This is a genomic window from Macrococcoides goetzii, from assembly GCF_002742385.2.
Lineage (GTDB): Bacteria > Bacillota > Bacilli > Staphylococcales > Staphylococcaceae > Macrococcoides > Macrococcoides goetzii.
On record NZ_MJBI02000003.1, the window covers coordinates 115,679 to 139,313 of the forward strand.

Annotated in this window: 21 protein-coding genes; 7 read left to right on the forward strand and 14 right to left on the reverse strand. The window is 33.8% G+C overall.

The genetic code is table 11. From position 1 onward, the window contains the following. Positions 1–7 precede the first annotated feature (7 nt). Both nrdE and nrdI read right to left on the reverse strand, forming a co-directional pair. Positions 8–2,113, reverse strand: a complete 2,106-nt coding sequence (gene nrdE / locus BFS35_RS08530) for a class 1b ribonucleoside-diphosphate reductase subunit alpha (RefSeq protein ID WP_099580292.1) — start codon at positions 2,111–2,113, stop codon at positions 8–10. Then, on the reverse strand, positions 2,076–2,471 hold the full coding sequence (gene nrdI, locus BFS35_RS08535) for a class Ib ribonucleoside-diphosphate reductase assembly flavoprotein NrdI (protein WP_099580290.1): 396 nt from the start codon (positions 2,469–2,471) through the stop codon (positions 2,076–2,078). The genes nrdE and nrdI overlap by 38 nt, the downstream gene beginning before the upstream one ends. Positions 2,472–2,937: 466 nt before the next feature. Between nrdI and queF the strand changes: the two genes are divergently transcribed. The 3 genes from queF (at position 2,938) to BFS35_RS08550 (ending at position 7,020) form a co-directional block, all read left to right on the forward strand. Continuing rightward, the gene (gene queF, locus BFS35_RS08540) at positions 2,938–3,435 is read left to right on the forward strand and encodes a preQ(1) synthase (RefSeq protein WP_099580288.1); all 498 of its coding nucleotides are present in this window, start codon (positions 2,938–2,940) and stop codon (positions 3,433–3,435) included. A gap of 276 nt (positions 3,436–3,711) precedes the next feature. After that, positions 3,712–5,223 carry a peptide MFS transporter gene (locus tag BFS35_RS08545; protein ID WP_099580286.1) on the forward strand — a complete coding sequence of 504 codons (1,512 nt, stop codon included), beginning with the start codon at positions 3,712–3,714 and terminating at the stop codon, positions 5,221–5,223. Positions 5,224–5,514: 291 nt separating this feature from the next. Beyond that, positions 5,515–7,020: a peptide MFS transporter gene (locus BFS35_RS08550; RefSeq protein ID WP_099580284.1), complete on the forward strand. Its 1,506-nt coding sequence runs from the start codon at positions 5,515–5,517 to the stop codon at positions 7,018–7,020. 55 nt (positions 7,021–7,075) lie between these two features. On the opposite strand, the gene BFS35_RS08555 is transcribed toward BFS35_RS08550, so the two are convergent. Then, positions 7,076–7,987, reverse strand: a complete 912-nt coding sequence (locus tag BFS35_RS08555) for a DUF5996 family protein (protein ID WP_099580282.1) — start codon at positions 7,985–7,987, stop codon at positions 7,076–7,078. Between the two features lie 114 nt (positions 7,988–8,101). On the opposite strand from BFS35_RS08555, the gene BFS35_RS08560 reads away from it, so the two are divergent. Beyond that, positions 8,102–8,590, forward strand: coding sequence for a cation:proton antiporter regulatory subunit (locus BFS35_RS08560; protein WP_099580280.1), 489 nt, complete (start codon positions 8,102–8,104; stop codon positions 8,588–8,590). Positions 8,591–8,595: 5 nt separating this feature from the next. Then, positions 8,596–9,717: a cation:proton antiporter gene (locus tag BFS35_RS08565; protein ID WP_099580278.1), complete on the forward strand. Its 1,122-nt coding sequence runs from the start codon at positions 8,596–8,598 to the stop codon at positions 9,715–9,717. Between the two features lie 51 nt (positions 9,718–9,768). On the opposite strand, the gene BFS35_RS08570 is transcribed toward BFS35_RS08565, so the two are convergent. The 4 genes from BFS35_RS08570 to BFS35_RS08585 are packed head-to-tail and all read right to left on the reverse strand — an operon-like array spanning position 9,769 to position 11,502. Beyond that, entirely contained in the window at positions 9,769–10,365 is a 597-nt protein-coding gene (locus BFS35_RS08570; RefSeq protein ID WP_170137308.1) for an alpha/beta hydrolase, read from the reverse strand. Positions 10,366–10,417: 52 nt separating this feature from the next. Beyond that, on the reverse strand, positions 10,418–10,699 hold the full coding sequence (locus BFS35_RS08575) for a GNAT family N-acetyltransferase (protein WP_099580274.1): 282 nt from the start codon (positions 10,697–10,699) through the stop codon (positions 10,418–10,420). An 11-nt stretch (positions 10,700–10,710) separates the two neighbouring features. Beyond that, positions 10,711–11,118: a (4Fe-4S)-binding protein gene (locus BFS35_RS08580; RefSeq protein ID WP_099580273.1), complete on the reverse strand. Its 408-nt coding sequence runs from the start codon at positions 11,116–11,118 to the stop codon at positions 10,711–10,713. A 36-nt stretch (positions 11,119–11,154) separates the two neighbouring features. Continuing rightward, positions 11,155–11,502, reverse strand: coding sequence for a DoxX family protein (locus BFS35_RS08585; protein ID WP_099580271.1), 348 nt, complete (start codon positions 11,500–11,502; stop codon positions 11,155–11,157). Between the two features lie 174 nt (positions 11,503–11,676). Between BFS35_RS08585 and BFS35_RS08590 the strand changes: the two genes are divergently transcribed. Next, positions 11,677–12,591 (forward strand): diacylglycerol/lipid kinase family protein, encoded by a 915-nt coding sequence (locus BFS35_RS08590; RefSeq protein WP_099580269.1) that lies wholly within the window; start codon positions 11,677–11,679, stop codon positions 12,589–12,591. Positions 12,592–12,648: 57 nt separating this feature from the next. Here BFS35_RS08590 and BFS35_RS08595 read toward each other — a convergent pair whose 3' ends face one another. The 6 genes from BFS35_RS08595 to BFS35_RS08620 form a co-directional block, all read right to left on the reverse strand. Further along, positions 12,649–13,179: a 5' nucleotidase, NT5C type gene (locus tag BFS35_RS08595; RefSeq protein WP_099580267.1), complete on the reverse strand. Its 531-nt coding sequence runs from the start codon at positions 13,177–13,179 to the stop codon at positions 12,649–12,651. A 108-nt stretch (positions 13,180–13,287) separates the two neighbouring features. Then, positions 13,288–14,346, reverse strand: coding sequence for a histidinol-phosphate transaminase (gene hisC / locus BFS35_RS08600; RefSeq protein ID WP_099580265.1), 1,059 nt, complete (start codon positions 14,344–14,346; stop codon positions 13,288–13,290). A gap of 95 nt (positions 14,347–14,441) precedes the next feature. Then, entirely contained in the window at positions 14,442–15,956 is a 1,515-nt protein-coding gene (locus BFS35_RS08605; RefSeq protein ID WP_099580263.1) for an ABC transporter permease/substrate-binding protein, read from the reverse strand. Further along, entirely contained in the window at positions 15,956–16,879 is a 924-nt protein-coding gene (locus tag BFS35_RS08610; protein ID WP_099580262.1) for an ABC transporter ATP-binding protein, read from the reverse strand. Before BFS35_RS08610 ends, BFS35_RS08605 begins: the two co-directional genes overlap by 1 nt. Before the next feature lie 91 nt (positions 16,880–16,970). Beyond that, on the reverse strand, positions 16,971–18,740 hold the full coding sequence (recQ, locus tag BFS35_RS08615; RefSeq protein ID WP_099580260.1) for a DNA helicase RecQ: 1,770 nt from the start codon (positions 18,738–18,740) through the stop codon (positions 16,971–16,973). 3 nt (positions 18,741–18,743) lie between these two features. Then, entirely contained in the window at positions 18,744–20,618 is a 1,875-nt protein-coding gene (locus BFS35_RS08620; RefSeq protein WP_099580258.1) for an ABC-F family ATP-binding cassette domain-containing protein, read from the reverse strand. A gap of 144 nt (positions 20,619–20,762) precedes the next feature. Between BFS35_RS08620 and BFS35_RS08625 the strand changes: the two genes are divergently transcribed. After that, positions 20,763–21,575, forward strand: coding sequence for a ZIP family metal transporter (locus BFS35_RS08625; protein ID WP_099580256.1), 813 nt, complete (start codon positions 20,763–20,765; stop codon positions 21,573–21,575). A gap of 48 nt (positions 21,576–21,623) precedes the next feature. Here BFS35_RS08625 and ltaS read toward each other — a convergent pair whose 3' ends face one another. Beyond that, a complete protein-coding gene (gene ltaS, locus BFS35_RS08630; protein WP_099580254.1) occupies positions 21,624–23,561 on the reverse strand; it encodes a polyglycerol-phosphate lipoteichoic acid synthase LtaS in 1,938 nt (645 codons plus the stop codon). Between the last annotated feature and the right edge of the window lie 74 nt (positions 23,562–23,635).

Genomic DNA, 23,635 nt, shown 5'->3' on the forward strand with positions numbered 1-23,635 from the left:
ACAAATATTACACTGCACAGCTCGTACATTCTTCTACACTTAATAATTTATTACGTGTATAGTAAAGAGATTTTAACCCTTTATGATGGGCATAGACATAAAGTCTAGATAATTCTCTTGTAGAAATATCAGAGTTTACAAATAAAATTGTTGATATCCCTTGATCGACGTGTTCCTGAATTGTTGCGATTAAATCAATCAATTTCATTTGGTTCGTATTGAATGCTGATTTATAGAACCACATAGACTCAGGAGATAAGAATGGCATTGGATAGAATGTCTCTGCATTACCATATGTTCTACGTTCAATCTGATCAACTATCGGCATTACTGAACTTGTTGCATTTTGAACATATGAGATACTTTGCGTTGGTGCAATCGCTAAACGATATGCATGGAATAATCCATTTTTCATCACAGCTTCTTTTAATGTCGTCCAGTCTGCTTGTGTCGGTACATCCATACCTTCAAATAAAGCTTTCACTTTATCTGATTTCGGTGCATAATCAGTCGTTTCATATTTCACGAAGTACTCACCTGTTGCATAGTTTGATTTTTCAAAATCCGCATAACATTCGTTGCGTTCCATCGCAATCTGCATTGAACGTTCAATTGAATAATAGTTCATCATCATAAAAAATGTTGCAGCAAATTCCTTCGCTTCTTCACTTTCATAGCCGATCTTATTTTTTGCTAAGTAACCGTGTAAGTTCATCACACCTAGCCCTACAGAATGTAGTTCACGGTTTGCTTTTGCAACACCAGGAGCGTTCTTAATATCAGCAGCATCACTAACTGTCGTTAATGCGTCCATACCGATATGTACTGAATCCTGGAATTTCTTAGATTCCATAACATTAACGATATTAAGTGAGCCCAAGTTACATGAAATATCACGTTTAATTTCATCTTCTATACCATAATCATTAATCACTGAAGTTTCTTGTAACTGGAAGATTTCAGTACATAAGTTACTCATCTTAATTTGACCGATATTAGAATTTGCGTGAACTTTATTCGCGTTATCTTTAAACATTAAGTAAGGATACCCTGATTGTAATTGTGTTTGGGCGATTAAGTTTAACATCTCACGTGCGTCTTTTGATTTCTTCATCACATTCGGATTTTTAACAAGCTCTTCGTACATTACTTCGATATCTAAATCGTCTAATGTTTGCCCATATTCACGCTCTACAGTATGCGGTGCAAACATAAAGAATTCTTTTCCTTCTTTAGCGAGTTCAAAGAATTTCGATGGAACGATTAATCCAGTAGAAATTGTTGATAATCTTAAATCTTCATCCGCATTTACTTTCTTAGTGTCCAAAAATTCTAATACATCATAATGGAAGATATTTAAATATACAGCACCAGCACCCGGGCGTTGTCCTAATTGATCAGCATAGCTAAATCCACCTTCTAAAGCTTTCGCTACAGGTAACACACCTTTTGCTACACCTTTAATACCTTTAATTGCTTCACCACGTGCACGTAACTTTGATAAGTTAATTGCTACACCGCCACCAATTTTAGATAATTGTTTCGCTGTTGAATCAATATAGTTAATTGAATTTAGACTGTCATCTACTTCAAGTAAGAAACAAGACACTAGCTCACCACGACGCGCACGACCTGCATTTAAAAATGTCGGTGTAGCCGGCTGATAACGCTGTTCAATCATTGCAGAAACTAATGCTTTTGCTTTTTCTTTATCGCCTTTTGCTAAGTATAATGCAACGATAATAACGTGTTGTTTATAGTCCTCTAAATATTGTTTCTTATCGTTTGTCTTTAATGCATAATCTTTAAAGAATTTACTTGCAGACATGTAGCTTGCAAACTGGAAAGGAATGTTCTCAGCATATTTAATGATTTCCATTAAATCTAATTCCGAATATTCTTCAAACAAATTATAGTAAAAATCCTGATCTACTAAAAAACGTAAACGCTCTAATGGCGTGTCAAAATGGATTGTAAAGTCATGAATTTCTTCTAAATAAACAGCTAATGCCTCCTGATCTTTCTCTAGATCAAAGAAACCATCTTCACGGCGCTTTGTAACCTGGTTATTTAATTCAATATGATTGTATTGTTTCTCTTCTACTGTTTTCATAACATTCTTCCACCTTTTTATTAAATAATTCTACGTCTCGATTATTTCCATGAAGTTCAAACTTCATAAGAAGCGGAACGTGGTATGTTTCACTAATCGTATCACCAGCTTTGGCGAAGTTTTGTCCCCAATTACGGTTTCCACTTCCTACTACTGCCGTTAAATGATGATGATATCTTTCTAAAAATTGCGATACTGCATCTGGAACTTGTCCAAAACCAATAGTACCAGTGACTATGATAAATGGTTCTGACACACCTTCTTCCATCGCAGTTTCAAGAGGTATCACACGAGGTTGTCCTGACTTTTGAATAAAACGACGCACATTCCCTGTTAATGAATAATATACAATTAACATTGGCCTCACTCCTAACTGTAAGGAATGTTACTAAAAAATACATGAAACATTTCAAACCGATATGTATGTATTATGAAACGTAATTTTCTATTTTTAGTTTAATATTATCTTGTGTCGTTTTTCTTTTTTAACACAAGATATAGTGGTGCGTTCGAAACACACACACAAGATATACGATTAATTATAGCACTTAAAAATTGCTTTTCAATCTTAACAACTCCAAAAAAAATTAATTTTAATGTTGACTTTTTATCAAATTTTTTAATCCATTGATACGTCTATATTTAAATGACTTGAACATTTGTAAGGTTAATAATGAAATTTAATTCTTTAATATCTTATTGAAATTTCACTAAAAAAATGATAATCAATAATAACTTCTATTTCATCATGGGGTATATATGTTTTTTTACATATAACGCGATATCTATTATAATAGAACAATCAAAAATATCGGAGGCAGAAAATGACTGGCAGACAAAAAGAAGAACTTCAAGATATCACATTACTCGGTAACCAAAACAATAAATATCTTTATGAATACGATCCATCAATTTTAGAATCGTTCGATAACAAACACCAGGGCAGAGATTATTTCGTTAAATTCAATTGTCCTGAGTTTACAAGCCTTTGCCCTATTACAGGTCAACCTGATTTTGCAGCTATCTATATCAGTTACATTCCTAATATTAAGATGGTTGAATCTAAATCTCTTAAACTTTATTTATTCAGCTTTAGAAATCATGGGGACTTTCATGAAGACTGTATGAATATTATCATGAATGATTTAATCGAACTTATGGATCCACACTACATCGAAGTTTGGGGAAAATTCACGCCACGTGGCGGCATTTCAATTGATCCTTATACAAATTATGGACGTCCAGGGACGAAATATGAAGAAATCGCGAATTATAGATTAATGAACCATGATCTATATCCTGAAACAATTACGAATAGATAAATATCCTTTATAATATGAACTGAGGTTACTTCTAATATGGAAGTAACCTTAGTTTATTTTTTGTTATTAATACAAAAATCCTTGTTATCTATTTGCTATTTTGACTAATGATTAATCGTTTTAATAACTTATTATCTATCTAGAAGATTTATATTCAAAAAGTGAATTGTCTTAAAATTAAAATAAGTGTATTATATATAAATAGTTTATTTATTATATGTATAAACTATTCGTCTTTTATTTTTACAATTTTATTTGAAACAAGGGGGAAATGGTATGGCGCAACACACGCGCGATGAAGTGGTCAACAGTATGCCGAGAACTGGTTTCTTCGGTCATCCAAAAGGTTTATTCACTTTAATGCTAACTGAGTTCTGGGAAAGATTCAGTTATTATGGAATGAAAGCTATTCTTTTATTTTATCTTTATTATTCTGTTAATAAAGGTGGATTTGGATTAGATGAAGGATTTGCAATGCAAATCGTATCTATCTACGGTGCTTTAATTTATATGAGTGGGGTCATCGGTGGTTGGTTAGCCGATAGATTTATCGGAACACGTAAAGCGATTCTATATGGAGCAATACTTATCATGATTGGTCATATACTATTCTCTTTACCTAATAACTTCACTTTATTACTTATCGCATTGTTATTCATCATTTTAGGTACAGGATTATTAAAACCAAATATTTCAACGAACGTTGGAGAATTATACGAAAAAAATGATCCAAAAGTAGATGCAGCATTTACTTTATTCGTTATGTCAATTAACATGGGTGCATTAATTTCGCCATTACTTGTTGGCTGGTTACAAGATAATGTAGGCTTCCATTATGGATTTGCAGTTGCAGCGATTGGTATGTTCTTCGGATTAATCGTCTTTATGTTACGTTCTAAACAAACTTTAGGACTTTCAGGATTAGATGTTCCTAATCCAGTAACCGAAGCTGATAAAAAGAAAACCATTACAATCACTGGTATCGTTATCGCTGCATTCCTGCTTTATTTCTTAGTAACAGGACTTATGGGTAAATTATCACTTGAAAGTTTTATGAATTTTGTAACAGTACTTGGGATGGCTTTACCATTCTATTACTTTATTACAATGATTGTTTCTAAAAAAACAACAAAAGATGAAAAAGCACGTGTATTTGCTTATGTGCCACTTTTCTTAGCATCTGTTACATTCTGGTCGATTCAGGAACAAGGTTCAACAGTACTCGCGCATTTTGCTGATAAAAATACGCAACTTAATATAGGTATTTTAACTAATAATGCAATAGATTTCAAAATCCCAGCTGCATGGTTCCAGTCACTGAATCCATTATTCATCGTAACTTTAGCACCTATATTTGCCTGGTTATGGGTGAAGCTCGGGCGCTTTAATCCACCGACAGTCATTAAATTTAGTATCGCATTATTTTTAGCTGCAATGAGCTATTTAGTAATGGTTTATCCGTTAACTCATAATGGCGATCAATTAATGAATCCAGGTTGGTTGATCCTTAGCTATCTTCTAGTAACTATGGCTGAACTTTGCTTATCACCTACTGGTTTATCTGTAACAACGAAACTAGCCCCTCAAGCATATACATCACAAATGATGAGTGTCTGGTTCCTGGCAAATACAGTTGCTCAACTCGTAAACAGTAAACTTGTACTTTATTACGAAGCTGTAGAAAATCATCAGTACTTTAACAACATCGGCCTGGTAACACTCGGTATAGCCGTTGTACTACTACTCGTGAGTCCATTTATGAAAAAATTCATGCGTGGTATCCATTAATCAATACAAAATATTATTGAAGTATACTAATTGGTATACTTCTTTTTTATTAGAATATTATTATTTTTAAAATTATTCAGTTATTTAAAAGATAATTAAAAAATAATAAAAAGAAATTCAATCGTTATTTACCCAATTAAATTCTATGTTTGTTACAAAAATTCGAACAAATCTTATTTAGAAAATTTCGACTATTAGATGAATGATTGAAAGTAGTAATATTAATGGTAAAATAATATTCTAAAATAATATAAATTTTCGAAATATTTATAAATCGAAAGGGATGAAAAAATGAAGTATACAAGAGAACAGATGGTTGAAAGTGTGCCTCAAACCGGTTTCTTCGGCCATCCGAAGGGGTTAGGAATTCTTTTCTTCGTAGAATTCTGGGAACGATTTAGTTATTATGGGATGAGAGCGATATTAGTTTACTACATGTATGATACTGTCGCTAACGGCGGTTTAGGAATGAGTGAAACTACCGCTGCGAGTATTGGATCAATGTATGGTGCTTTAATCTTTATGACTGGTATATTAGGTGGATGGCTTGCTGACCGAATATTAGGTTCAAGACGTGCTTTACTATACGGTGCGACACTTATTATGCTGGGTCATATTGCTATGAGTTTACCATTTGGGATTCCTGCATTTTTAGCTTCAATGTTTTTAATTATTGTAGGATCAGGATTAATGAAACCTAATATTTCAAATGTACTAGGTGGTTTGTATCATAAAAATGATAACCGCATGGATGCTGGTTTCGTAATTTTCTATATGTCTGTGAATATGGGGGCATTCTTATCTCCATTAATTGTTGGTGAATTACAAAAGCAATATAACTATCATATCGGATTTTTAGCTGCTGCAATCGGTATGGCATTAGCTTTGATCGCCTATGTTGTATTTAACCGTAAATCTTTAGGTTTAGTTGGTGTTGAACCGACACATATTCTTGAAGGTGAAGAAAAATCAAAATATAAAAAAGTATTTTCAATTGCATTTTTAGTGATAGTTTTACTCGTTGCTATCGGTATTTATAGTGGGTTCCTTACTTTCAATACTTTCTCAATTATAGTAACGATTCTTGGTGTGGTACTCCCAATCATTTACTGGACAACAATGTATCGTAGTAAAGATGTAGATGACATCGAGCGCTCTCGACTAGTTGCATATGTACCATTATTCTTAGCGAGCGTAATGTTCTGGTCTATTCAGGAGCAAGGTGCTAATACGTTAGCAATATTTGCTGCGAAATTTACTCAACTCGACCTTAATAAAGTTTCAGGAATTGATTACTTAGTACCTGCAGCATGGTTCCAGTCACTGAATCCATTATTTGTAGTCGCTTTAGCACCAGTCATTTCTGCTTTATGGTCTAAATTAGGTAAATATAATCCTTCTACACCGATTAAATTTGCGATTGGGATATTAATGGCAGGTATCAGCTTCTTAATCATGGTTATCCCTGCACAAAGTGCAAGTGCAACGAATTTAATCAATCCAATGTGGTTAGTTGCTTCATTCTTTATATGTGTAATTGGTGAACTTTGTTTATCACCAACAGGTTCTTCAACTTCGGTTAAATTAGCACCTATTGCGTTTAACTCTCAAATGTTAAGCTTGTGGTTCTTATCAAACGCGACAGCACAAGGTATTAACGCTCAATTAGTTAAATTAATCGAGCCACTTGGATATGCGAACTACTTCTTATTTATCGGAAGTTTAGCCGTAGCATTGTTTGTTATTATTTTCTTATTAAGTAGATTTATCTCTAGAAAGATGCAAGGTATACACTAGTTAAATCATTATAAAAAGCAGAAATGATCAATCATTTCTGCTTTTTATTTACCATCTATTTTCTTAAATCTTTTATTGCTTTATTCTCTTCCATGTCTAATGGTTTATGATAATGTTCACAGTTCTCCCACTCCAGGTAATCTTTAAATGAATCATAAGAAGCAGTGAAGAACTGTTTTAGTGTTTGAGCATGCTCTGTTGATAAATCGTTTATCGGCAAAATAAATTCTGCCATATCCTCATCGTAGTAACTTCCTTCTGGGAAGTGATGTGTACATTCAAAATTTCTATTTGAAAAAGGATAAGGCAATACAAAGAATGTCGGCCCAGCGAACTTATCGTCTCCGAACCAGAATCCAAACTCAATCATCGATTCATCAAAGGCAGCACGTTCTATTACTTTTTTCGGATCAGGGAAAGGGATATGTTCATTATATAGTAATATACATGTGACATCGAACGTCCCCCAGAATAAACCTGGTTTCACTTTTCTAGCACGCAAAGGATTAATAAATGCTGATTCTGCACGGAATGCAATCTGCATAAGACGTAAAGCTTCCTTTGAACGTTCTTCGTTATAATGGTGATGCACTTCATCTTCTTCAAATGGTATTGTCGTCGACATTTCCTGAGGTTTTGTATTAATTTCCGGATGTACATTAAATTCATTTAGGAATTGCTTTATCTGTAAATAATAATCTTTAATAGATGTGCCATCCTGCAAAGGTATTTCATGTACTTCTTCTTCTACGACTACTACAATTTTGTGTTGTAGCAAATTAACGTCAATCTGGTAATGCTTATCTTCAAAATGCAAAAGTCCTGTTGAAAATCCTTGAGCAGTGATGTCTAAGACAACATGCGCCCATTGAGGCTCCTGGAAAGCTGTTGCTAACTTATGTTTGCCTAAAATTTGTGATATCAGTTGCAATGTTTCTTTCTCTTCTATCCAATCCTTCAATAACATAAAAAACACTCCTTTTATAATATTAACTTCACATGAAAACAGTTATAAATATTGTATTCCATGTTACATCTAGTATAATAAATATATCACAAATTAGAAAATTGGAGGAACAATATGAAAGAACAAAATATTCCAGGTGTCGGAAAACGTTATTCAATGATAAGTAGTGATGGTTCTCGTGCTGATATCATCATGCGCTATAATGGTAAACGTGACATTTATATAACGGATGCCGATGAAGCGCATGAAGCAAGTATCTCATTATCTTCTGATGAAGCTAAAAATTTTGCATTAACCTTAATGGATGTAGACAATAATACAATTGATGAAGATGAATTTAATCGTTTTAATGTCATTCGAAAGAAGATGCTTGTTGACTGGTTAAAAGTAAGCAGTGCTTCCAGTTTAAAAGAAACACCAGTCGGTCTAGCAGAGCAATATGTACCAGATGGTGTTCAAATTGTCGGGATTAATCGTGGAGATGAGATTATCGCTAAGCCAGCTCAAGATTTTTTAATACAAGAAAATGATATATTGCTAGTAATCGGACATTATGAATCAATCAATGCTTTCGATGCTGCATGTAAATTTAACAAAGGATAGACATTATGATTCCTGAACTTTTACACGTAGGTTTGTTGTTACTTATGCTTTTTATCGGTGGATATATCGGTCATAAATTAAATATTCCTGATGTAATCATCTTCTTAGCAATTGGATTAGTATTGAGTTTCTTTATCAAACCTTCTGAAGTGATGTCTTTCGCTGCAGAACTCGGTATTGTCCTAATGTTCTTTATGCTTGGAATGGAATTCCCCTTCCATCAGTTAAAACGTATGGCATTAGATGTTTATAAACCAGGACTTCTTGATTTATTATTATCTTTTGGTATTACACTGATTATTTGCTTATTGCTAAAGTTTGATTTGCCACAATCATTACTTATTGGAGCGGTAGTATATGCAACAAGCTCATCAATCACCGTGAAATTGCTGGAGAAAAGTAAGCGTATGGTTAAACGTGACTCAGACTATCTGCTTGGATTACTCATCTTTGAGGACATTATTTCTCCAATACTAGTAGTCGTTGTTGCAAGCATTTATCTTAAAGGTAACGTCTCCATAACAGAACTTGGTATAACCGGATTAGAAATCATTCTCCTTATTGCAGGTGCATTGATTATCGGCAAGTTCATCTTCAGCAAAGCAGAAGACTTTATTAAACAATATATCGATGAAGATTTCTTTGTATTATTTATCGTCGGAGTGGGCATACTTTACGGTGGAATTGCTGTTGTTATGAACCTCTCAGAAGTATTTGGCGCATTCCTAGCTGGTATCATGCTTGCAGAATCTAAACAAGCACATATTTTACAAAATATGGTGCGTAATTTACGTGATTTGCTCATGCCTATCTTCTTTATTCAATTCGGCATGAATATCGATATCACTCAAATAACGATGTTACCAATATTACTTATCATCCTACTTTGGTCTGTTATCTCAAAAGTTGCGACTGGATATATTGGAGGTAGACAATATGGTTTAACTCGACTCGAGTCATGGCGTGCAGGTTTCTCTTTTACACAACGTGGTGAGTTCTCCATCATTGTTGCCTCAATAGGTGCTGAACAAATTCAGACATTCAGTGGAATATTCATTTTATGTTCTGCAGTCATCGGTGTAATACTATTTCAATTATCACCAAATCTCGCAAAAAAATTAAAATAAAAGCCCGAAAGATGCAGTATTATTAATTTGCATCTTCCGGGTTTATTTATTTTATAGTGATTGATACCACTTTGCAGCATGCTGAACCTCTTCTTGTGTTAAAGAATGTCCTGATTGATGCCAGAAAATCTCAACTTCTGCACCGGCTTCTGTTAACGCTTGTGCAAGTTCTTCAGTTTCTTGTCTCGGTGATATCGGATCATTTACTCCAGCACCGATAAATACTTTCTTGCCTGTTAAATCAGGTAATTCAATATTACGAAGTGGTACCATCGGGTGGAATAGAATTGCTGCATGTAATGCATCTTTATCATGATACATTAAACTTGCTGCAATATTTGCACCATTAGAGTATCCTACTGCTACAACCTTTTCACGGTTTAAATCATTCTCCTGAGCAGCCGTTGTAATAAAATCATTAAGTTCGTGTGTACGTTTCACTAAATCCTCTTCATCGAATACACCTTCAGCGATTCTGCGAAAGAAACGCGGCATACCATGCTCACTTACATTCCCTCTTACACTTAATACATTTGCATCGTTATCAATTAAACCACTAAGTGGTAACATATCTTGTTCATTACCACCCGTTCCATGTAGTAATAATAATGTTGTATCATTATTCCCTTTGTTTACAATATGTTTCATTGTCATATACATCTCCCTCTCATCTTCATTAAAGCAATGTTCTTATTTGATATTATTCCCCTACTTTTGCAAGAATATCATCATATTTACTATCATTTGTCATAACCTTTTTCGCAAACGGACAAACCGGAACCACTTTCAAGTTATTTTCTCTCGCATAATCTGCTGCAAAGTCTACTAATGATTGACCAACATGCTGTCCCTGAAGTTCACTTGAAACTTCAGTATGGTTGATTATCATATGACCTTCTTTTGATTGAAAATAAGTCATTAACGCCTTAGGTGCTTGAATATCACCGATATAAAACTTGCCAGGTGCTGTATTAATATCCATCGTATCACTCCTTATGATTTGTAGTATGCAGTTTTATCTTCACGATCTGCTAAAGATTTCGTATAAAATAATTGATTGCCTTGTGGTTTCAGAGCTGCTCTATTCAAATACAGCATTTCACCATTATGGTGTAATTCAATATTACCTTTAACATACAATTCATCATCCGGTCCGGTTCTAATCACTGTTGTTGGATAACTTTCCATAAAATGATCTTCTCTTGTAAATGTTAATGCACCACTAGGACAACGCATTATTACTTCTGTAATATCTTCTTTCGATGCATTATCAACATTAATCCATGGTCGTTTATCAACATCGAATACTTGCGGCAAACCTCTTACACACTCAGTTGCATGTATACATCTAGAAGCTTCGAAATGAACAGTAATGTCTTTATTACGATATGATTTACTCATCAGGAACCCTCTCAATCATTTTTTGACATTCAATTATTACTTTCTATATGAATCAAATAATGTAACCATATTTAAAGCAAAGTATTTCCCGGCAGCACCGATTGATTTAACACCATGTCCTGCTTTTAAATGATTATACATCGCACCAAGCATAATGACATTGATTAATATTGCTCCGATACGTGCGAATTTTTTATTAAATACAGATAGCATTAAGAATATTGAACCGATAAATTCAAAGTATCCTGCAATCTTCATCATTTCAGGAGATAAATTAAATCCTTCTTTAAATTGTTGCGCCATCGCTTCATCGTTTTTCACTTTCGGTAAGCTACTTTTAAGAATGTCTTTTGCTACGTAACCATTAATAATATGTTTATGCATTTTTATTCCTCCATTAATTTGATATATAAAATATATCACAGTATAATTTTTATATCAACCATTTAATTTTTATTTTATATCTTTCATTATTAGATGATATTTCTAATCTTGATTAATCACTTACAAAACGGGAATAGTACGTTATGAAAAAAATTGAGAATGGGGTGAAACTTTATGCAAAAATTTAAAACAGGTATATTATTCTATCATGATCATGCAGGACAAGGAGATGTTCATCAAATCATTGGTGAAGTATCTAAAAGTTTAACAAGATTTATCGATCATTTAACAATTTATCGCAGTGCAGAACAAGGTGAAATATATACTTACTTAAAAGAAGGTAAATCAGATTTTGATATTTATCTTATACTAGGTGGGGATGGTACTGTACATGAACTCATCAATGGTATTATCGATGGAAATCATCATGTACCTATCGGCATACTACCTGGCGGTACATTTAATGACTTTACAAAAACTTTAAATCTCCATCCAAACCCAGTAAGAGCGGTAGAGCAATTATTAACTGCAGAAGTGAAATATTATGACGTCATGCAAACGAATGAGCGATATGCACTCAACTTTGCAGGAATGGGTCTTATCGTTGAAAATTCAAATAGTGTTAATCCTGATGCTAAAAGTAAAATCGGGAAATTCAGCTATCTTTTTTCAACGATAAAAAATGTTACGAATCCAACTTTCTTTAAATATGTTATCGAGATTGATGGTACAAGATATCATGGAGCATCTTCTATGATTGTTGTAGCCAACGGTGCTTTCGTCGGTGGTAATAAAATACCTTTAATTGAACTATCACCTAATGACGGCAAGCTAAATGTATTTATTTTCAAAGAAAGTGGTTTGAAGCTATTTACTGAAATGATTGCTATGAAGTCAGAAATTAACTGGAATGAAATCAGCCAGAATATCGAACATTATTCGGGAGAAAAAATTACGATCAATACAAATAAAGAGATGGATGTCGATGTGGATGGCGAAATAGACCTTGAGACACCACTTTCAATTAAAGTAATACCTAGTAAACTTAAAATACTCACGGCAACAGATCGTGTTGTTATCAATGAATAATATTTGAGGCAAGTGACTTTTGTCACCTGCCTTTTATTTTTATATTAGATGAACGCATTAATCTTCAAAGAAATACTTCTCTACGTCAAGCCAGCTCTTCATTCTGTCGTATTCCTTTATACTTTGGTTATGCACAGCGTCAAAGATTAAACCCGTACCTTTAAAAGCTGCCAGTTGTCTTGGGTTATCATCAATTAAATAATCTGTTCCTACAACACCTTTATTACCACAGAAAATGAAATGCTGAGGATCTAAAAATGGAAAGTGTTCGCGTAACCATTCATACTTCGCATCAAATGAAGTTGGAACATCCATCGCTGCTGTCGCAATATAAACATCAAAATGCTCATTTAATTTTTCAACGACACGAATTGCATCAGGTAAAACTTCTAAATCTCTAAAAAATGCACGATCAAGTAATAATTCATCTAGTTTATCGACATGCTCTGGATATTCAGTACGCAATTTTTTCTCATATAAATCTTCTTTCGTTAAAGACATACCCGTACTTTCATTAAATTGAAAGATTACTTTCTTCAACGTATCAGCTAATACTTCATCCATATCAATTGCAATTGACTTTTTCATTCTTACACCTCATTTATATTTTTAAAGAAATTTATCGCTTAATTTCTATTATAAATCAATACATCAAAAAAGCTAAACGATACGTTTACCATATCGTTTAGCTTAGTATTATTCACCAAAGAATGCTGTTAAGGCAGCATCAATCTTTTTATTATCCTCAACTTGTCCAATGGTTACGCGAACACCAATTGGCATAGGACGAGATATGACACCATGTTGGATGAAAGTATCAAACAACGCTTGAGGTTGATCTGTCTTAATAAAAATAAAGTTCGTCTGACTCGGCAGAAAATGTTTGCTGTATGGTTTTGCAAATAATTGCTCGCGTTGTGCTTTATTAAATGCAACATATGACTTTAAATGGGCTTGATCTTCTAATGCAGTAATAGCAGCAAGTAATGACAAAGTAGTAACATTAAAAGGTAGTTTTACCTTATTAAATTCACTTACGTATGCTTTTGAAGTCATTGCGTAACCTACACGCATTGCTGCTAATCCATACGCTTTAGAAAATGTACGTAATATAATTAAATTTGGAAATTCTTTTAATAACTTGACGCCATCCGGATAATCTTCTGCATCTACAAATTCAAAGTAAGCTTCATCTAACACAACAGTAATTGATTGAGGTACTTTACTTAAGAATGTTCTTAACTCAGTTTCAGATACATACGTTCCAGTAGGATTATTCGGATTACAGATCCATATTATATTCGTATTATCTGTTATCGCTTCTGCCATTGCATCTAGATCAAAGCAACCATCATTTAACGGAACTGTTTTTAAATGTGTACCTTCAATTAATGCATGTGTAGCGTACTGTACAAAAGTTCCTTCACTTGTTAAAACGTCGCCTTCAGGAACTAGTACTGCTCGAGATATCGACATAATGACTTCATCAAGACCTGCACCGACAAAAATCTGTTCCGCGGGTACATCATAAAATGCAGATAATTTTTCTTTTAATGTATTTGCTTCTGGATCCGGATAATAATTTAAACCTGACAGAGACTTTGCTAACACTTCTTTTACTTTAGGCGTTGGGCCAATTGGATTCTCATTTGAAGCAAGTCTGCTAAATTCACCTTCATAACCGGTCTTACGTTTTAACGCTTCATCAGATAATCCAGCCGAATACACTTGTAACGATTTTAATTGTGGTTTCAAAAATATCCCTACCTTCTCTAATATATAAAAGTATATTAGTATTATGATATATGAAATGACAATTTGATACAAATATTTTGATGGTCTGACCTTTATTACTTAATCAGTTTTTCTTTCTTTAAGTACGTACGCGCTATACTTTCCGGTGATTTATTCTGATAAGTTACAGCATAGTTCATCGTCTGCATTTCTTCATCAGTTATCTTACCGGCTAATTGATTGAGTGCCTTCACGACTTCCGGATGTTCTTTAATCGTTTCAACTTTTAATAATGGTGCCCCTTGATAAGGAGGGAATAGATGTTTATCATCTTTTAATACGACCATGCCATATTTTTTTAATTCAGCATCGGTAGAATATGCATCAATCAAATCAATTTTTCCTTGCTCGATTGCCTGATAACGAATTTTTGGTTCCATCGTTCTTACATTATCAAACTTAATCCCATATTTCTTCTGAATCCCTTTATAACCATCCATACGATCGTTAAATTCTAAAGTAAACCCTGCACGGATTGTGGATTCTACTTTTTGTAGATCACTGATTGTTTTCAATTGATATTTATCAGCATATTCTTTTTTCACAGCCAGTGCATACGTATTATTATATTGCATCGGTTTTAGAAGAGACATCTGATACTTTTTATTGATACTGTCATTTGCCTGTTGATATACTTCTTTTTCAGTCGTAAATTTTGCATCTTCTTTTGTAATCTCACCTAAAACAGTACCAGTAAATTCTAAGTACCCATCAATATCGTCAGATTTTAAAGCATTGAATAGGAATGTTGTCTTGCCCATGCCTGGTTCAATTTCTACATTTACATCAGTTTTGTCTTCAATAATTAATTTATACATATTGGTAATGATTTCTGGTTCAGTACCTAATTTACCTGCAAATTTCATTTGATTATCCTTCTGGAAGAATAATGGCCAAATCGCGACTAATAAAAATGATAATAAAAGTAAACCTGTAACAATCATCATCTTACGATAACTTAATTTCTCCATACGTTTTAGTACAAAATCAAATAACAGCGCAAGTAAGGCTGCAGGTATTGCACCGAGCAATAATATATTCATATTATTTCTATCGATACCCAGTAAAATTAAATCTCCCAGACCACCTGCACCGATAAATGCTGCAAGTGTTGCTGTACCTATGATCAGCACCATAGCAGTTCTTATACCAGCCATAATAACAGGCATAGCAAGTGGAGTTTCTACATTCTTTAACTGTCGGTATGTATTCATACCAATACCTTGTGCAGCTTCTTTTAATGATGGGTCTACTTCCTTTATACCTGTGTATGTATTACGTAGGATTGGAAGTAACGCATAGATTACTAAAGCGATAATTGCCGGCACACGACCAATTCCAAAGAGCGGAATCATTAGACCGAGCAGTGCTAATGAAGGTATTGTCTGCATGATTGCAGCGATATTAATAATCGGTTCAGCGATCTTTGTATGTCTTGTTAGCCATATACCAATCGGAATAGCGATTAAAGTTGCAATCAGTAAAGCAATAAATGATATTTGAATATGCTCAAATAATGTTTGTAGCAATTCCCATTTACGTTCTTGAAAAGTATTAATAAACGCCTTCATTATTTCGCCTCCTGACTTAATTGTTTAAATACATTGTCACGCGAAATAACACCGATTGTTTGTCCCGCTTCAGTAACTGTCAAATATTCATGCTGACTTAATAGTATAAACATTTCTTTAGCAGGTGCATTGGCGTCAATTACAGCAGTAGTAACAACATTTCTATCAGATTCAATATAATTGCGTACGTATGTAACATGATTGGCATTATCACCGATAAATGATTTTACGAATTCATTGTTTGGATGATTGATAAAAGATTCTGGTGTACCAATCTGCTCAATATGTCCTTCGTTCATTAAACAAATACGATCTCCTAATTTCAATGCTTCACTAATATCATGTGTAACAAAAACGATTGTCTTATGTATTTCTGATTGCAGGCGAATTAAATCATCCTGTAACTTCTCTCTTGATAATGGATCAAGTGCGCTAAAGGGTTCATCCATCAGTATAACAGGTGGATCAGCCATTAAAGCACGGACTACACCTACGCGTTGTTGTTGTCCTCCTGACAGTTCACTTGGATATCTGTTTTTAAATTCAGCAGCAGGCAAACCAACCATATCAAGCAGTCGGTCAGCTTGAGCATCTATTTTATCCTTTGACCATTTCTTCATCAATGGCACCTGACTAATATTTTCTTTAATCGTCATATGCGGAAATAATGCAATTTGCTGTAGCACATAACCAATATCCCAACGCATTTCATCCAGCTTATAATCACTTATCGGTTGCTCTTTAAAGTAGATATAACCTTTTGACAATGGAATCAATCGATTGATCATCTTTAACGTCGTTGTCTTACCACTACCAGAAGGTCCTATTAATACAAAAAACTCTCCTTCAGCAATATCAAAAGAAATATTATCAACAGCAATTTTATCATTATACTGCTTTGTCACATTTTCAAAACGTATCATATGCCACCTCTTAAAAAGTTTAATGTTTAACTTATAGCCTATTATATTGAATTAAAACACATATTTTAAAAAAAGACATGACAATTGCTTGTCATGCCGAATATGTCTTGATTGCGTCAATAAATTCTGGACAATAATGTTTTAATTTATATGATCCTACACCTTCAATAAGAATCATTTCATCTTTTGACACTGGTTTTTTCGTGGCAAATAACTGTAGCGTATGATCTGAAAATATCGTAAATGGCGGCACAGATAAATCATCAGATAAACGTTTACGCACATCTTTTAATGTTTTCAGTAATATTTCATCCACTGTTTCAATCGTTGTGATTTTTACACGTTCATTATAAGATGCGTGCTTGTAATATGTCATCACCTGCTTATCTCCGGTTAATATTTCTCTGGCACTTTCGTGACAAAATAGTTTACCTTGCTGTTCAATGATATATCCATTGAATAATAACGTTTCGATAAAAGACTGAATTGCATTTGTAGGATAATCTTTCAATAATCCAAATGTACTGAGCTGATGATATCCCGGATGCGTCACTGAATCATCTTCCTCACCATGCAATACTTTAGTAATCAATAATTTATGAACCGGTTGCTTTATACGAATCATACAGCTTAATATTTTCTTTGCTTCAGTCGTCATATTATAATTTTCTATTTCATGTATACAGTTAGAACATTTCCCACACTTATTAAGATGTTCATCAGGGTTAAAATAATGAATAATGGTCGACTGTAAACATTGTTTCGTCTTTGTATATGCAATCATCTTGTTTAGCTTTTCTTTTTTTAGCTCCTGCACATTTTCATCATTGCTCGTCTCGATAAAAAACTGTTGTAATTTAATATCCTGCTCACCAAACATGAGTAAACATTCACTATCTAATCCGTCACGTCCCGCACGACCTGCTTCCTGATAATAACTTTCGATGTCTTGAGGTAGATTATAATGGACAACGTAACGCACATTGGATTTATCGATACCCATACCAAAAGCATTGGTAGCGATCATGACTTTAACATCATCTTTAACAAACTTTGATTGATGTTCATCTTTCATATCTTTATTTAAACCTGCATGATAGATGACATGATCAATAGCTTCTAAATGTAACACTTCACTTAAACTTTCGACTTGTTTTCTCGTATTGGCATATATAATGCCTGAATCCTCTTTATGTGTTCCAATGAATTCTAATAGTCGCTTTTGCTTCTGATACGTTGGGTCGATCATAAACTTTAAATTATCGCGTTTCGTACTTGTTTCAATCACATATTGGTTTTCAATATGTAATAAATTACATATATCTTCTTTGACATCCACAGTTGCTGTTGCAGTAAGCGCCATTATAGTAAACGGATGCGGCAAGCTCATTACAGCTTTGATCGATTCGCGATAGCTTGGTCTAAAGTCGTGTCCCCACTTTGAAATACAGTGTGCTTCATCAAAAGCTATCAAATTGATATTTAATTGGTACAATAAATGAATAAACTGACGTTGATTAAATCGTTCAGGTGCCACATAAAGAAACTGATAATCACCGTTTATCAAACCAATTTCTATCTGTTTTGTTTCTTTTATTTTTTGTGTTGAATTTAAAAATGCAGCATGAATACCACTCGCATTCAAGCTATCAACCTGATCTTTCATCAAGGAAATCAAAGGGCTTATCACAAGCGTTAATCCACCTTTTAATATACCCGGTATTTGATAACAGATTGATTTACCTCCACCTGTCGGCAAAATACCTAATGTTGCATGATTATCCAATGCATTTTGAATCAATTCGCTTTGACCAGGTCTGAACGTTTCATAACCATAGTACTCTTTTAATACTTTCTCCATGATTTACTCCATTCGCTCACTTAATTCGTCCCATTCTCCATAGTATGCTTCATATTCCTCTTCCAAAGCTTGTCTTTCATTCGTTAATTGATTGAGTTTATCATAATTTGTCGTCTCTGCTGCAATGGATTGATCGATTGCTTCTAACTTAGTTTCCAGTGTTTCAATCGCTTCAGATAGAAACTCAAAACGACGTTTATCTTTATAAGATACACGTGTTGATTGCTTAGCTTGTTCTGGCATTGCTTTCTCCTGAACAAGCGCTTCCTGTTTCTTCTGCTCATCTGCTATTTGTTTAAAACTTAAATAATCGTTAAAATCTCCAAGTACTTTATCAATATGCTGATGATTAACAAACCAGTATGTATCCACTACTTTATTTAAGAAGTAACGATCATGACTAACAGTAATGACTGCACCACTAAAATTCTCTAAATAATCCTCTAAAATCGTTAATGTCTCTGTATCAAGATCATTTGTCGGCTCATCCAGTAATAAAACATTTGGTCCTTCAATCAATATACTGAGTAGATATAATCGTTTACGTTCTCCACCACTTAAACGATGAATATATGTACCATGCATACTTGAAGGAAATAAGAATCGTTCAAGTAGTTGGGTAACAGATATTTTTTCTCCAGTCGATGTCGTTGCAGCTTCTGCCTTTTCACGCAGGAAATCGATGACACGTAAATCCTGATTTAACTTAACATCTTCCTGTTTATAATAACCGATCTTTACTGTCTGACCTGTGATCATCTCTCCGTATGTTGGCTTCATTACGTTTGCAATAATATTTAGCAATGTAGATTTTCCAGTACCATTTTGTCCGACGATACCGATACGATCTGATGTTTGAACGATTGTGCTGAAATCTTTAAATAAGATTTTATCTTCAAACTGCATTCCGATTGATTCGAATTCAAAGACTTGTTTCCCTAAACGTTTGTGCGCAAGATTGATTTCCATCGTCTCTTTCGTTTGATGCTGTTTAACTTTATCCTCAATATTTGAGAAACGGTCAATACGTGCCTGTTGTTTTGTAGTACGTGCCTTTGCACCTTTTCGCATCCAGTCGAGCTCTTGTTTATATAGCTGTTTCTCTTTTTGTTCCTGTTTGCTTTCAATGATTTCTAATTCTGCTTTGTGTGTGATGTAATCGTTGTAATTACCTTTATATAAATAAAGTTTTCCGTTTCTTAGTTCGACGATACGATTCATTACTTCATTCAGGAAATAACGATCATGTGTCACAACTAATACAGACTTTTTATACTGTTTAATAAACGTAATCAACCAGTGAATCGATTCGAAATCAAGATGGTTTGTAGGTTCATCAAGCAGTAATAAATCTGGTGCTTTTAAAAGTGATTTCGCCAGTGCTACACGTTTTTTCTGACCACCAGAAAGTGAAGTAATGGGCTGAGATAAATCTTTTATACCAAGTTTCGTTAAGATTGATTCTGCTTCAGCACGATAACTGAAACCATCTAGCTGTTCTATTTGTTGTTGAATAATACTTAACTGTTCAATAAGTTGATCATTCACTTCTGTTTCCATTTGCTTGAGCAGTGCATCATACTTTTTAAATTTCTGCATAACCGGATGTGTTTCATCGATAACGTTATCCACGATTGAAAGCGATTCATTTAACACTGGTTGTTGCGCTGCATACTCAATCGTAAAATCTTTCGGATGCGTTACTACGCCATGGTGATCTTCAATTTCTGCAATACACTTCAGAAGTGCACTTTTTCCTGTTCCATTTATACCAACAAGTGCAATTTTATCTCCAACAGATATGCTTAATGATATATCATCAAATACTGTTTTAAGACCGTATTGCTTCGATAAATTTTCTATTTTATATGCTTCCATAATCGCTCTCCTCACATATAATACATTTCACTATCTCATAGTATGATATTCAAATTTGATATTCTGGTTTGTTTTTTTATGATATAGTAATGTATTATAAACTTCAGTATTATATTATACACTTTTTTACTATAGGAGGTACACATGTTAGAATGGTTTAGTCAATTATCTCCTGTTGCTCAGGCCGGTATAGCCGGATTATTTACCTGGTCTATGACTGGACTTGGTGCAGCAGTTGTATTTTTATTTAAATCTGTAAATATGAAAGTATTAAACACAATGCAAGGATTTGCTGCAGGCGTGATGATCGCAGCATCATTCTGGTCACTATTAGCACCTGCAATTGAATTCAGTGAAGAAAATGGACAGATTCCCTGGATTCCTGCAGCAATCGGATTTCTATTAGGTGGTGTGTTTATCAGATTACTTGATGTCATCATCCCACATATCCATCCGAAAGCTCAGCCTAGCCATATGCACGAAGGTCCAAAAACGAATTTAAAGAAGTCAACTTTATTATTCTTAGCGATTACTATGCACAATATACCTGAAGGACTTGCACTTGGTGTTGGGTTTGGTGGTGTTGTTTCAGGCAATGAACAGATGCTCCTAGCAGCAATTGGTCTTGCTATCGGGATTGGTATTCAGAATATTCCTGAAGGAAGTGCTTTATCATTACCGATACATGGTGACGGTAAATCAAAATGGTTTTCTTTTAATATGGGGCATGGATCCGCAATTGTAGAGCCTATCTTTGCAATGATCGGTGCTGGTGCTGTGTTATTAATCACCCCGATGTTGCCCTATGCATTAGCATTTGCTGCTGGCGCGATGATATTCGTTGTCGTTGAGGAGTTAATTCCTGAATCACAATCTGGAAATAATACGGACCTTGCAACTTTAGGTTTGATGCTTGGTTTTACAATCATGATGATATTAGATGTGTCGTTAGGATAATCATTACACAGAAAAAGACGAGGAAAATTTTCCTCGTCTTTTTGTATTTTATTTTTCTTTCCCTTTAGTACCATTGATGTACTCATATTTTGATGGGTCAACTTTTTTGAAGTCTTTATTTTTATAGAAGCGTAATAAGTCACCATTTAATAATGAATCTGACATTTCTAATTCTTTTTCTACACTTCTTTTAATTTCAACTGCTTGTTGCTTTTTAGCTTCATCTTCAATCGGTAAGTTCGTTTTATTATCATAATAAATGCCATTGATAGATTTAACTTCTGGACTAATAAAGTCACCATTTCTAAACACGACAGTATCTTTATGCGCTTTAGAAAGTAAGTCTGTACCAAACATAACGTATGGTTTAGCATCAATTCCTAATAAGTGTAATAGCGTCGGTGCGACGTCGACTTGTCCGGCATACGTATGATCAACTCTTCCTTCTATGCCTGGTACTTTCATAAATAATCCAGTACGTTGTAAATCCATAAATTTAGTAGGCGTAATCTCTTCACCTAATAATTTTTCCATCGCTTTGTTATGATTTTCAGAAATACCGTAATGGTCACCGTAAATAATGATTACAGAATCATCATACAGACCTTCTTTCTTCAAATCATCGATAAAATCATGTACAGCTTCATCTAAATAACGTGCTGTCTGAACATATCCATCAACCGTTGGATTACCTGTATTCGGTGAATCAATCGTTGCTTCTGTTTCATCGATAGTAAATGGATAATGATTTGTTAAAGTAATTAAGTGTGAATAGAATGGTGCTTTCTCTTCTTTTAGGAATGGAATAGATTCATCGAAGAATTCTTTATCTTTTAATCCTAAATTTTCTAAGTTCTTTTCTGACATATCATAATAAGAAGCATCATAGAATTTATCTACACCGAAATGCTTATAAATTTGATCGCGGTTCCAGAATGTTTTATAGTCTCCGTGCATCACTGAAGTTGAATATCCTTGTTGTTGATGCATGATTGCCGGTAATGACTGATATGTGTTATCGCCTTTTAAGCTGAAGGCTGAACCTTGAGGTAAACCATATATACTGTTATCCATAGTAAGTTCTGAGTCACTCGTCTTACCTTGTCCAGTTTGATGGAAGAAATTATCATAATAGATAAAATCTTTTTGACCACTTGCTAGTGAATTTAAGAAAGGTGTGACTTCTTCACCATTGACTTTGTAATTGATTAAGAAAGTCTGGAAACTTTCTAAATGAATTTTAATCACATTTTTCTCTTTAGCAATCCCGAATGTTGCGCCATTTGGTGCAGCATATTTTGTCTTTGTATAAGATTGTACTTTTGCTAAGTCATCTGAACTTGCTAATGCTTTTTGCTGGTTATTTTGAATCGTCTTTACCCCGTCATACACCGTAAAATTAAAGGGTCCTAAATATTTCACTAAATATTTATGGTCAAATGTTCTTGTTAAAAGCTCTGGTCTGTCTGTTTCAGCAAAAGCTAAATTTAAGAAGAATAAAGAAATTGAAACTCCCATTAATACAGGGACATATTTTTTCTTAAATGATTTAGTTGATAACGTCTCTTTTCTAAACAATAAAATAAACAGAAAAGCAAAAGTATCAATAAAGTACATAAAATCATACCATTCAAATGAACTCCATAAAGCTCCGCTCATTGATTCAACGTTACTTACTTGATTTAATGTACTGAAAGTAATGAAATCCGAGAAAAATCTAAAGTAAACGACATTAGCATACAATAAGAATGTCAGTAAGAAACCACCAATAAACACAAACCAATAAGATTTTCTACCTTTAAAAAATAGAAAAACACTTAAGATTAATGCTACTAAACTATAAGGGTTCATGAGTAATATTAAATTTTGAACAAGTCCTTTAACACCTAGTGACAAATCAATATAATATGCAAAATATGTTTTAAGTGAGACAGCAAGTACTGTCAATAAAAAAAACATAAATATCGATATTTTCTTTTCTTTCATACGTTTTCCTCCATTAAACAAACATTTCTTTCGTGATGCTATTTATAATATTAATCATAACTTAGTAACATTTA